Raw genomic sequence first — 12,622 nt, forward strand, 5'->3', positions numbered from 1 at the left:
ATCCCACCAGGGTTAGCGTTTTTTTGTGCGTCTTGTAGGTAAAGCAGCCAACCAAGCAGGAGCTGACCAAACGAACCTATGAACCCAAAAGCCATTTCGCCCGACCTGTTGAAGAAATACCTGGAGGGAAAGTGCAACCCGGACGAAGTTGAACAGGTAGAGCAATGGTACGCCAGCCTGAACAATGTAACCGCCGAAAGCCGGGACTTTGACCAGCCCCGGCACTTGAAAAAAATTCAGGAACTTATCCGCCACCAAACCGACGACGAAATCCAGCCGGAACAACCGGTCAAAATCCGTCCGCTGGTGCCGAATGTCTGGCGATATGCTGCGGCTGCTGTGGTGCTGCTCATCGCGAGTCTGGGCGTCTACTTCTATCTGAATACGACCCAACCGGCTGCAAACCCGGTCGCCGATGCGGTTTCCATTGTCAACACGCAGAAGCAGGTGGTCCGTCACCAGTTGCCGGATGGCAGCAAGGTCTGGTTGAATCCGGCCGCCAAAATTCAGTATACGGCCCGGGCGTTTTCCAAAACGTCGCGGACGGTGAGCGTCGAAGGCGAAGCGTTTTTTGAAGTAACCAAAGACCCGGCGCGGCCCTTCTTTGTCAAGAGCAATTCGCTGCTGGTGAAAGTGTTGGGAACCAGTTTCAACGTAAAGTCCAACTCCGATCAGTCGTGGTATGAGGTATCGGTCGTAACGGGCAAGGTGTCGGTGTCGGTTCCGGACCGCCAGGGGAAAGCGAAATCGGTGCTGCTATTGCCCCGGCAACAGGCGGTTTTCGAAGTTGCTTCGGGCCTGCTGACGTCCACGGAACTCTCGAAATTCCGGGAAAAAGTCGATACTTGGCAGCCCATTTCGCTCACGTTTGAGGACGAAAAACTGTCGGAAATTGCGATGCGACTGCAAAAGAAATACGGAATCAAAATCAAACTCGCCAACCCCAATCTGGCCAATTGCCGCCTGAAAGCCACTTTTGACCACAACCGGCTGGCGGAAATTCTGGAAATAACGACCCAAATGGTGGAAGCGACTTACGAAATGCGGGGCGACAGCATCGTGATCGACGGCGAAGGCTGTGGTACCGTAGAATGAACGCAAAAAACCGGAAGACGAAATGTTAATGATTATCGCTAAACCCCCTCCTATGCTACAACGACACTCCCTCTTTTTGCCGGGCTTGTAAAGGAAATCAGGAGTGATTGCGGCACTCCTGACTCTGAACAAGCATTCCTGAATCCCATCACTCGGAAGGTGATGATCGGCTTTCTATTGTTCAATTTAACCACCCAAACCTATGCATTTTTTTCTAAAAAACAAGACTGTATATGCCCTTATGCGGTTATCGGTGCTTCAAATTCTGCTCATTGGACTCCTCACGGCGGTTGCCTACGCCCGGGAATCCGACGCGCAGGATCTTCTCAAACGAAACATTAGCCTGAAGGCTGAAAATATATCACTGCAAAAAGCCCTTTCGGAAATCGAAAACCGGGCCAAGGTACGGTTTGCCTACAGCCGGAGCATGATTCCGGTCGACGAAAAAGTGAGCATCTCGGCCCTCAACGAACCGCTTTCGGCCGTCCTCGACCGGCTTCTGTCACCCTTGCAAATCGAATACAAATCCACCAACGAACAGATCATTCTCAAGCGCAACCGACGAAAAACGTCCTTCCTGAACGCCCCCGAGATTCTGCGGGACATTACGCCCCTGCCGATCCAGCCCAAAGCTGACATCACGATTTCGGGGAAAGTGACCGACGAGAAAAACGAGGCCCTGCCGGGTGTTAGTGTCGTTCTGAAAGGCTCACAGCGTGGAACCACCACCAATGCCGAGGGCCGGTATACGCTCGCAGTTCCAGATGAAAAGGCGACGCTGGTTTTCTCGTTTGTGGGCTATTTGCCGGAAGAAATGGTCGTTGGCAATCGGTCCACCGTCGATGTTTTACTCAAAACCGACACCAAAGCCCTGGCCGAAGTGGTTGTGGTCGGCTACGGAACGCAGCAAAAAGAAGACATTACCGGCGCGATTTCCACGATTTCCGAACGGCAGATGAAAGACGCGCCCGTGGCGCAGGTGGGGCAATTGTTGCAGGGAAAACTGAGCGGGGTGCGCATCGATCAGGTGTCGGGACGGCCCGGCGAAGGCATGAACATCAAAATCCGGGGGGCGGTTTCGATCACCGCCGGGGCCGATCCGCTGTATGTGGTGGACGGAATGCCCATTTCCGGCAACATCAACACCATCAACCCCGCTGAAATTGAAAGCATTACGGTTCTGAAAGATGCCGCAGCCTCCTCGCTCTACGGTTCCCGGGCGGCCAACGGCGTGGTGCTGATCCAGACCAAATCGGCGATTCCCGGCAAAACGCAGATCGATTTCGATGCCTATTACGGGTTTGAACAGATCCCGAAATCGCGTCGGCTGACGATGATGAACGCGCAGGAATACGCGCAGTTTCAGAAAGAAATCGCCGAACTGAACGGCCGCCCGGTGAACGCAGCTTTCCAGAATCCCGAACAATACGCCGGAAAAGGCACCGACTGGTACGACGCCATCACCCGAACCGCGCCCATCCAGAGCTACAACCTGACCGTCAACGCGGGCATGAAAAATTTCAGCACCTCGGTCACGGGCGGTTATTTCAGTCAGGAAGGCGTCATTGTCGGAACGGGGTATAAGCGGCTTTCGCTGCGGGTCAACTCGATTTTTACGCCCAGCCCGAAGGTGCGAATCGGCTTCAACATCGCCCCGAATTACGCTACCAACACCAATTTTGCCACCGACGGCGGGCCCTACGGTTCCGAGAACATCGTTTCGGCGGCTCTGGCGACCACCCCGCTGGCGAGTCCGTATAATCCGGACGGTAGCCTGACGCTGACCGCTTCGGACCCGGCCACGTTTGGCAATCCGAACTGGCTCCGGGTGGCCAAAGAGAAAGTGTATGAGGGGAAGAATCTGCAACTGCTGGCAAACGCCTTTGTCGAATATAAAATCCTGAAAGGGCTGACGGCCAAGACGACGGTGAACGTTCAGACCAGCAATTCCAACGTGTTCCAGTTCAATCCGTCGACCATCGGCGTCATGTTTACGCCCCCGCCCCGGATTCCGTTCGGTTCAGACAACTCCAGCCGGTCGTATAACTGGGTGAACGAGAACTCGTTGATGTACCAAACCGACTTCAACGGGCACAACATCGACGCGCTGGTTGATTTTACGGCGCAGCGGTTTCGGAGTGAAAACACGCTCGTTACGGCCAGCAACTACGCCGACGACAAGATTCAGGCCGTCAGTGCCGCCGGTCGGGTGGTGGTTACCAGCGGGGTTCAGGAGTGGGCGTTGCTGTCGTATCTGGCGCGGTTCAATTACAATTACAAGAGCAAATACCTCTTCACGGCGTCGGTTCGGCGCGACGGTTCTTCCCGGTTTGGGCCGGACAACCGCTGGGGAAATTTCCCCTCCGCTTCCGTGGGCTGGATTGTGTCGAAGGAAGATTTCTGGAAATTCAAACCGGTTTCGTTCCTGAAACTCCGCGCCAGCTACGGCACCACCGGCAATTTTGACATCGGGAATTACACGTTTCGTTCGACCATCAGCCCGGTGTATTACGGGTTTAACAACGGGCTGTTTCAGGGCCGGGCCACGACCAACCTGGGCGACAACACCTTAGGCTGGGAACGCAAAAAGCAACTGAACGTGGGCGCCGACATCTATTTCCTGAACGACCGCATTCAGTTGACGTATAATTATTATTCCACGAAATCCAGCGATTTGCTGTTTAACGTTGCGGTTCCCCAATCGTCCGGTTTCAGTAACATTCAGACCAACATCGGCGAGCTGAAACTGTGGGGCCACGAAATCGGAATCAATACCTATAACATCAACACCAGCCGGTTTTCGTGGAATACCAACTTCAACCTTTCGTTCGACCGCAACAAAACCGTCAGCCTGTCGACCCAATCAACCACGGCTTTGTTCCACGGCATCAGCAGCTACGGTTTTTTCAGCCACCGCTCGCAGGTAGGCCAGCCCGTCGGCATGTTCTACGGGGCCGTGCAGGATGGGGTCTATGTGAATCAGGCCGACTTCGACCGTTCGCCCAAATACGCTGATTCGCAGGTCGGAACGATCAAATTCCGGGATTTGAACGGCGACGGAAAAATCACGTTTCCCGAAGACTACACCGACATCGGCAACCCCTGGCCGGATTTCATTTTCGGGATGACCAACACATTTACGTACGGGAATTTTGACGGCTCGCTGACCCTCACCGGCACCTACGGCAACCAGATTCTGACGCAGTATGAAAACTGGACGACCAACCTCGACGGCGTTTTCAACGTTCTGGCCGAAGTAAAAGACCGCTGGAAATCGCCGGAAAACCCGGGAGCGGGCAAATACGGCAGCACTAAACAGGGAACAACGTACCTCGAGCGCGACCGCTGGCACACCCGCTACATCAAGGACGGGAGTTTTCTGTCGTTCAAAAACATCACGCTGGGCTACACGCTACCACTGAAAGCCGGGAGTGTCGTCCGTCGGCTGCGGGTTTACGGAAGCGTTCAGAACGCGTTTGTGATCACCCGATATCCGGGACCGAATCCGGAAGTAAACACGCGCAATTCGACCAGCGGCAGTTCGCCGGGTATCGATGAAAATTCGTATCCGGTGCCCCGCACGGTCAGTTTCGGCGTTAACGTCGGTTTCTAAACCCTTCAATTCGACTCACCATGAAAAATAGATTTTTACTCGCGGGACTCCTGCTTATCCTGGTCAGTGCCTGCAAAGATTTTTTAGATGTTGTTCCAGAAACCGTGCTGACACCGGCCAGTTTCTACCAGTCGAAAGCGGATTTTGAACAGGCCGTCGGCGGAATTTACGCCCCCCTGCAACCGCTGTATAACCAGGACTGGATTCTGAACGAGATGCGTTCCGACAACACCCATTTTGTGTTCAACATCGCCCAGCGCGGTCCCAAACCGGAAGAAGATCCTTCGACGTTCACCATCGAAAACAACAACCGCAATACGGCCGGAAAATGGACGAACGACTACCTGATCATCGCCCGCGCCAACCAGGTGCTGACTACGATCGACGCGGTCGATTTCGATCAGGCTTCCAAAGACAATCTGAAAGGGCAGGCGTATTTTCTTCGGGCTTTTGCGTATTTCGATTTGCTGAAAAATTTCGGCGGTGTCCCGGTTTTTCTGGAACCGGCCGGTTCCTACAAAGACACGTTCAAGCCGCGCGCCGACATCGCCGAGGTCTACAAACAGATCATCGCCGACGCCGAACAGGCGGCCAAACTGCTGCCCGCCAAAACCGCCCAGACGGCTGGACGCGTCGCATCGGGCGCGGCTTACACCCTGCTCGGCGACGTGTATATCAACCAGAAACGCTGGCCTGAAGCCGAAGCCTCGTTGAAACTGGTGACAGCCCAGGGTTACGCGCTGGTGGCCGAATACGGCGATGTGTTTAAACCGACGAACGAGGGCAATAGCGAGATCATTTTCGATGTGCAGTACGCGGAAGGCACGTCGCAGGCCGTCAGCAATTACATGCCGTACAAGTTTTTGCCGGTTTTAGCTGATCCATCGGTGATTACCGGCGTAAAACCGTCGTCGTCGAACACGGATGGCTGCTACAACACGCCAACGCCGGATTTGCTGGCGGCTTACGAGGATACGCTCAGAGACAAACGGTACAAGGCGTCGATCGGGTTTTATTCCGGCACCTCGCCGTTGGTGGGCGTTACGTATAAAAATACGCCGTACATCAAGAAGTATCAGTTTCCGCACGCCCGCTACGGCGAAACCGGCGTCAACTGGCCGGTCTACCGGTATGCGGAAGTACTACTGATGCTGGCCGAAGCGGTCAATGAACAGGGGCGTTCGGCGGATGCGGGCGGTTTTCTGAATCAGGTTCGCACCCGGGCGGGCTTGCCCAATGCCACCGCTCATACCCAGACGGCGCTGCGCGACGCCATCCTGCGCGAACGCCGGATCGAGCTGGCTTTTGAGAACAAACGCTGGCATGACCTGGTCCGCAGTGGGCTGGCGGTCAAGACGATGAGCGAATACGGTGCGCGAATCAAGGCCAATCCGCAGAAATATTATTACCCGCTGGGTAGCGCGCCCGCAGCCGCTGCTTTTAACGTTACCGAGCGGGATTTGCTGTATCCGATTCCCATCGGCGAGATCATCATCAATCCGGATATGAAACAGAATCCGGGGTATTGAAAAAAGCCCTGTCAGCGCCGGGCCGTCGTACGGTCGAAGACCCTGACAGCGGCTATCGCTTATCCAACTCTATTGTTCAACAACGGTCCTAAATCAGCTATTTTTCCAATATGATACGACCTGAATTTCTCTACGGCAATGCAGAGTGTAACGTCAGCCCAGCGTTGCAACCGCTGACAGGGCCTTCGACCGTACGACGGCCCGGCGCTGTCAGGGTTATGCACCGGTTTTTGCTATTGACTACACTTCTATGGATGTCCTTCTCAACCGGTTTCGCACAACCCCGCCTGGACAAAACCTTCTTCAACGGGAAGGATCTAGTCGGCTGGTCGGCGACGGACATGACGTATTGGTCGGTGAAAAACGGTGCCATTGTGGGCCGGGCCGACCAGCCGGTGGCCAAAAACCGCTTCCTCTGGTCGTCGGTCAACGTGAGCGATTTTTATTTGAGCATCGACGTCAAACTCGAACCGGACGACCGCAATGCCGGCATTCAGTTTCGCTCCAAACAGGCCGACGCGACGGGGCAAGCCCTAGGTTATCAGGCGGATATGGGCAAGGACGTCTGGGGGCGATTGTACCACGAACACGGTCGGCAGAAACTGGACTGGGGCGACCGGGGCGAGAAAGCCGTCAAACGCGGACAGTGGAATCATTACGAAATTCTGGCCGTGGGCGACCGGATCTGGACGGCGATCAATGGCAAGCTGGCGGTAGCAATCAAAGACCCCGGCGGGGATGCCTCGGGGCAGATTGCCCTCCAGATTCACAGCGGTGATCCGCAAACCGTTACCTACAAAATCAACAAGCTGGTCCATCATCCGAAAGTCGAACTGGCGGGAATGAACGAAGCACAGTTGAACGACCAACTGAAACGCCCGGAGGACAAACGCCAGAGCCGTTTGCCGCTGAAATTCAACCCGGACGAGGTGATTGCATTTGCGGGCGGCACTAACATCGCCACGATGCGCAAAGACGGTATTCTGGAAACGCTGCTCTTGGCCGCTCACCCCACCACAAAACTCCACCTCTGGAACCTGGGCTGGGACGGCGACACGGTGTATGAGCAATTCCGGGATGTCGGTTTCGGGAGCTGGAGCAAGAATCTGGACAGCCTGGGCGCCGACGTGGTGTTTGTGCAGTTCGGGCAACTAGAGTCGCTGGATGGCGAAAAAGCCCTGCCCGGTTTTGTCAAAGCGTATCAAAAATTGCTGGACAGTATTCGGAAAACCGACCGGCGCATCGTGCTGCTTTCGCCGATCCCGTTTGAACCCGCCCGTTCGCACCTGACCCCGGAGGGTAAATCGAATAATCGGTTGACGAACGCGCCCGTTGAGCAATACACGAATGCGATCCAAAAGCTGGCGGAATCCGACGGGTACAGTTTTGTCGATCTGTTTCATCCGGTTCAGTCGTCGGCTTCGTTCGGGACTTTGACGACCAACGGGATGCACCTAAACACCGACGGCCAGCAATTGGTGGCGGAATTAATCTTGAAAGCCTTGCATCAGCCGCAGGAATTTTCCAATCAGTTCGCTCCGCTTCGAAAGGAAGTTCTGACGAAAAACGTCCTGTGGTTCAACTACTGGCGACCGAGCAACTGGGCATTTCTGAACGGCGACCGGATCACGCAACCGTTTAGCCACGACTGGAAAGACAAAAACCGGCGGATTTTTCCCGAAGAAATGAAAGCGTTCGAGCCGCTGATCCGGGAAGCCGAACAGCGAATTGCGGACGAACAACACAAGCTGGCTCCGGTGCGATGAGCACTATTCGTCTATTTTCAAAATATAGCCCACGGTTTGAACCGTGGGAATCCGTCGAAAAAAACACGGCCAGGAAACCGTTTTAACGGTTTTGCAAACCGCCTTAAACCGTTAAAACGGTTTATAAAAATTGCGTTTTTTCTCCAAACCCACGGTTCAAACCGTGGGCTGTATGAACCTGCAAACGCTCAATTCATCATTCCCAAAACCTGATTTTTTGTCAAATGACGCGTACCATTTCTACTTTTCCACCTAAAATCCCGCTATTGATTGCGCTCATTTTGAGTCTAATCAGCCATTCCAATCGTGGTTTCGGTCAAATCAATCCGATGTCTGTTTCGCCGGCCGAAACTGACAATTCAGTGGCCGCCGAACTCAAATCTTTTCAATTGGCCAAAGGCTACAAAATCGAGTTGTTCGCTTCCGAAGACCTCGGCATTGCCGACCCCTGCGCCATGCGGTGGGACGAAAAAGGACGGCTCTGGGTGCTGACCATTCCGTCGTATCCGCAACTGGAACCCGGCAAAAAACCGGTCGATAAACTCACCGTTCTGGAAGACCGCAACGGTGACGGCAAGGCGGATACGTCCTGGGTTTTTGCCGACGGACTCATGATGCCGCTCGGTTTTGAACTCGGCCACGGCGGGGTGTATCTGGGCGAACAAACCGAACTGGTGTTTCTGAAAGATACCGACGGCGACGGAAAAGCCGACAAACGGCAGGTGCTGATGTCGGGTTTTGGCACGCACGATTCGCACCAGACCATCAACTCGTTTATCTGGAGTCCCGGGGGTGAGTTGTTTTTTTCGCAGGGACACAGCATCTACAGCCGCGTCGAAACCGCCTGGGGCATCGAAAAAGCCGACCGGGCGGCCATCTGGCGGTATCGGCCCCTGCGCCGTCAGCTCGACAATTTTCTGGATGGTTCGATGGCCAGCGTCAATCCGTGGGGCATGAACTTTGGCGAATGGGGCGAAATGTTTCACAAAGCCAACGACCCCGAATTGTTTTACACCGTTCCCGGTCTGGTCAAAACCGCCCAACGCGCCCTGCTCCCGCCCATTGGCAAACTCGTCATCAAAGGTTCCATCATCGAAATCATTCGGACCAAACACCTGCCGGACGATTTGAAGGGTGATTTTGTGATTGCGGGATATTACAACAACAAAATTGAGCGGATGCGGGTTGCGAACGATTCGTCCGGGTATTCGGCCCGGCTGCTCGACCCGATTCTGAGTTCGAGCAGCCGCAGTTTTCGGCCCATCGACGTGAAAGTTGGCCCCAACGGCGCATTGTACATTCTGGATTGGTACAACCCGATTATCGGACATTACCAGGCTTCCATGCGACACCCGGATCGCGACAAAACCCACGGACGAATCTGGCGGATTACGGCCACCGACCGGCCGCTGGTTCAGCTGCCGAAGCTGGCCGGGCAGCCGGTCCCGGTTTTACTGGATCATCTGAAATCCGATGAACACTGGGTGCGGTATCAGGTGAAGCGGCTTCTGGCCGAAAAACCGATGCCCGAAGTGCGACCGGATTTAACGGAATGGGTGGCAAAACAAGACCCAAAAGATCCGAATTACGAACATCACCTGATGGAGGCACTCGGCGTCTTTGAAAGCCACGAACTGGTCTATGAAGACCTGCTTCGGCAACTTACCAAAGGAAAAGAACCGGGCGCGCGGGCCTATGCCGCCCACGTGGTGGGGCGTTGGTCCGATCGCCTGGCTGATCCGCTGGCGGTGCTGGAACCGTTGATCAACGACAAACATGCGCGAGTTCGGCTGGAGGCCCTCGTGGCGGTCAGTTCGGTTCACCGCCCCGAAGCGATGGTTCTGGCGACGCAGGTGCTGAATCAGCCGATGGACAAATTTCTAACGTATGCGCTGAACAAAACCGCCTATGCCTTGCAGGATTCGTGGGAACCGGCTTTGCAAAACGGGAAGCTGACGTTCAAAAAACCGGCGCATCTGGCCTGGCTTGTAAGCGTTTTACCACCGTCGTGGTATGCGCCGGATCAATATCGGAAGCTGATCGGAACCGAAAACCTTTCGCCAGAGGTTCGGCGGAACCTGCTGCTCAGTCTGGCGAAAACCGGAAAAGCCGCCGACATCGAGTTTGTGTTGAGTCAACCCTCGGCGCAAACCGATGCGGTTTTGCTCGAAAACCTGAGCAAACTGGACGTCCGGCCGGTCTCTCCTATCGCGGCCGCTTCGCTCAAAAACAGCCTTTTGCCGACCAAAACCGCCGAGGTCAACATGGCTGCGATCCATCTGGCGCGGGCCTGGAAAATCAGTTCAACTGCGGCAACGATCAACAACCTGGCGATGAGCAACCCGATCGATCAGCGGGTCCGGGCCGAAGGGTTGAAAGCATTGGTCGAACTCAGAGGGCGCGCGGCTTTGCCGTTGCTGCAAAAGCTGGTGGGTTCTGCCGAAACGCCCCGCGTGATCCGGCTGGCATCGTTGAAGGGCCTCAGTGAGCTGGATGTGGCACTGGCGGCCCGGGTCACCGTGGCCGAAATGCAACGTTCCGGGGCTTCGGTCGACGCCATGCGGGAAGCCATCGCCCCCCTGATCGATCAGCGTTCCGGGATCAAAGCCCTCACGGCGGAACTGGAAAAAACCGCCCTGTCCAAACCGCAGGCCCGGCTGGCGCTGGAAGCCCTGGCCACCAAAGGGATCAACGCGCCCGACCTCAGCGCCCGGCTGAATACACTGGCCGAAGAACGGACCATTGTTGCCCGGAAATACAGTTCAGATTACGTGGAAAAACTGGCGAAAGCCGTTCAGGAACAGGGTGATGCGAAACGGGGTGAGTTGATTTATCAGGCCAACCCAAGCTGCTCGGCCTGTCATTCGCTGAACGGCAAAGGCGGCACCATTGGTCCGAACCTGTCGGCCATTGGCCGCGGACTTTCCTCCCGCGAAATCATCACGGAAGTGCTGTGGCCCAACCAGAACATCAAGGAAGGCTATAACCAGGTGCAGGTGGAAACGAAAAAAGGCGAAATCATTCAAGGTATCAAGGTATTCGAAACCGCCGAGGTGATTCACATCAAAACGACGGCTTCTACCAAAAACCGGGTCATCAACAAAAAGGAACTGGCGAGCCAGACCGAAAGCGGTTCGCTAATGCCGACGGGACTGATGGATGCGTACTCGGAAGAAGATGTGCGGGATTTGATCCGGTATTTAAGCGAATTGGGGAGTAAGTAACGGCAGAAATCCGTACGTTTGCTTATTCAGGTTATTCAGTTGGCCACACAACAGAAACACCATGATCCGGCAATCCTTCCTTACCACATTTTCACTACTGGGGACGCTTTGGCTTCTCGCGCAATGCCAGCCCAAAAACCTCGATTCGACGTCCACATTCGACCGCCCGGTTTATTTAGTTGTCGACGATTCACCCACTTTTCCAGGAGGAATGAACAAGTTAGGCGAGTATATTGGGAAGAATCTTCGCTACCCCGAAACCGCCCGGAAAGCCGGACAGGAAGGCAAAGTATTCGTTACCTTCATCGTTAGCGAGCAGGGCCGGATCGAAAAGGCGGAAATTTTAAAAGGTTTAGGTTCGGAACTGGATGCAGAAGCCATTCGACTCATCGAAACTATGCCAGCCTGGACCCCGGCGAAACACAGGGGGCAAGTGGTGGCTTGTCGGTATAACCTGCCGATCCATTTCAGCCTCAACGGGAGCCGGTAAAGCGAAACCCGTTACAAGTGCGTACCGCAGTATTTGCAGAAAACCGCATCTACGTCGTGCCCTTCCGCCCCGCACGACGGACACGATTGGGACGAAACAACCTGCTTCAGTTTCTGGGCTGCCTGAGAAAGTTCGACGGTGACGATGCCGGTGGGAACCGCAATGATGCCATAGCCCATGATCATGACGAGGGAGGCCAGGGCTTTGCCCAGGGGCGTTTGGGGCGAGAGGTCGCCATAGCCCACGGTCGTCAGCGTCACAATGGCCCAGTAAATACTGGTCGGGATGCTGTCGAAACCGTTTTCTTCCCCCTCGATGATGTACATTAACGACCCCAGCACGACCACCAGCGACAGAACCGTCAGGATAAACACGCTGATTTTGCGACGGCTGGCCCGTAGGGCGCTGGTCAGAATCGTGGCTTCCGAGAGGTATTCCGATAGCTTCAGGATTCGGAAAATCCGGAGCAGCCGCAGGATACGGATCGTGAACAGGTATTGGGTGCCAGGGACGAACAAACTCAGGTAGGTCGGCAAAATGGCCAGAATATCGACAATCCCGAAGAAACTCCGCGCATACCGCAACGGCTGCTTCACGCTGATCAGCCGCAGGATGTATTCGAGAGTAAACAGCACCGTGAAAAACAACTCCGCAAGGTGCAGTTCATCCCCGTACACCGCCCTGACCCGGCCGATGCTTTCCAGCATGACGATGATGACACTGACCAGAATGCTCCCGATCAGGATGATATCGAAGGTTTTCCCGGCGGGCGTATCGGCTTCGAAGATGATCTCGTGCAGCCGAAGTCGCCAGTGTGTGGAAGGCGGTTTAGGGGTAGACAGGGACATAGGCGCGCTGGTTTAAAAGGAATAGTTCGTCCTTCCAATTCCCGAAGCGAATTCATA

At 55.0% G+C, this 12,622-nt stretch carries 7 protein-coding genes; 6 read left to right on the forward strand and 1 reads right to left on the reverse strand.

All coding sequences use genetic code 11. The features are described 5' to 3' along the window. Positions 1 to 78: 78 nt before the first annotated feature. From F0P93_RS10565 to F0P93_RS10590, 6 genes are all read left to right on the forward strand, one after another. Positions 79 to 1,095 carry a FecR family protein gene (locus F0P93_RS10565; protein ID WP_150876309.1) on the forward strand — a complete coding sequence of 339 codons (1,017 nt, stop codon included), beginning with the start codon at positions 79 to 81 and terminating at the stop codon, positions 1,093 to 1,095. Between the two features lie 202 nt (positions 1,096 to 1,297). Continuing rightward, positions 1,298 to 4,708, forward strand: coding sequence for a TonB-dependent receptor (locus F0P93_RS10570; RefSeq protein WP_191908773.1), 3,411 nt, complete (start codon positions 1,298 to 1,300; stop codon positions 4,706 to 4,708). Positions 4,709 to 4,728: 20 nt separating this feature from the next. After that, entirely contained in the window at positions 4,729 to 6,237 is a 1,509-nt protein-coding gene (locus tag F0P93_RS10575; RefSeq protein WP_150876310.1) for a RagB/SusD family nutrient uptake outer membrane protein, read from the forward strand. A gap of 254 nt (positions 6,238 to 6,491) precedes the next feature. After that, complete coding sequence (locus F0P93_RS10580; RefSeq protein ID WP_191908774.1) at positions 6,492 to 8,003, forward strand: 3-keto-alpha-glucoside-1,2-lyase-like domain-containing protein; 1,512 nt, start codon at positions 6,492 to 6,494, stop codon at positions 8,001 to 8,003. Positions 8,004 to 8,332: 329 nt separating this feature from the next. Next, complete coding sequence (locus F0P93_RS10585; protein WP_191908775.1) at positions 8,333 to 11,227, forward strand: PVC-type heme-binding CxxCH protein; 2,895 nt, start codon at positions 8,333 to 8,335, stop codon at positions 11,225 to 11,227. 61 nt (positions 11,228 to 11,288) lie between these two features. Beyond that, complete coding sequence (locus F0P93_RS10590) at positions 11,289 to 11,717, forward strand: energy transducer TonB (RefSeq protein WP_150876313.1); 429 nt, start codon at positions 11,289 to 11,291, stop codon at positions 11,715 to 11,717. 11 nt (positions 11,718 to 11,728) lie between these two features. Here the strand turns inward: F0P93_RS10590 and F0P93_RS10595 are convergent, their stop codons facing one another. Then, complete coding sequence (locus F0P93_RS10595) at positions 11,729 to 12,565, reverse strand: ion transporter (RefSeq protein ID WP_150876314.1); 837 nt, start codon at positions 12,563 to 12,565, stop codon at positions 11,729 to 11,731. Positions 12,566 to 12,622 lie beyond the last annotated feature (57 nt).

This window comes from Larkinella humicola (assembly GCF_008727875.1).
In the GTDB taxonomy this organism is placed as follows: domain Bacteria; phylum Bacteroidota; class Bacteroidia; order Cytophagales; family Spirosomataceae; genus Larkinella; species Larkinella humicola.

What these genes read in the sequence shown, in the direction of transcription:
- F0P93_RS10565 (WP_150876309.1), top strand. Translation starts at nt 79, where the DNA reads ATGAACCCAAAAGCCATTTCGCCCGACCTGTTGAAGAAATACCTGGAG.
- F0P93_RS10570 (WP_191908773.1), top strand. Translation starts at nt 1,298, where the DNA reads ATGCATTTTTTTCTAAAAAACAAGACTGTATATGCCCTTATGCGGTTA.
- F0P93_RS10575 (WP_150876310.1), top strand. Translation starts at nt 4,729, where the DNA reads ATGAAAAATAGATTTTTACTCGCGGGACTCCTGCTTATCCTGGTCAGT.
- F0P93_RS10580 (WP_191908774.1), top strand. Translation starts at nt 6,492, where the DNA reads ATGTCCTTCTCAACCGGTTTCGCACAACCCCGCCTGGACAAAACCTTC.
- F0P93_RS10585 (WP_191908775.1), top strand. Translation starts at nt 8,333, where the DNA reads ATGTCTGTTTCGCCGGCCGAAACTGACAATTCAGTGGCCGCCGAACTC.
- F0P93_RS10590 (WP_150876313.1), top strand. Translation starts at nt 11,289, where the DNA reads ATGATCCGGCAATCCTTCCTTACCACATTTTCACTACTGGGGACGCTT.
- F0P93_RS10595 (WP_150876314.1), bottom strand. Translation starts at nt 12,565, where the DNA reads ATGTCCCTGTCTACCCCTAAACCGCCTTCCACACACTGGCGACTTCGG.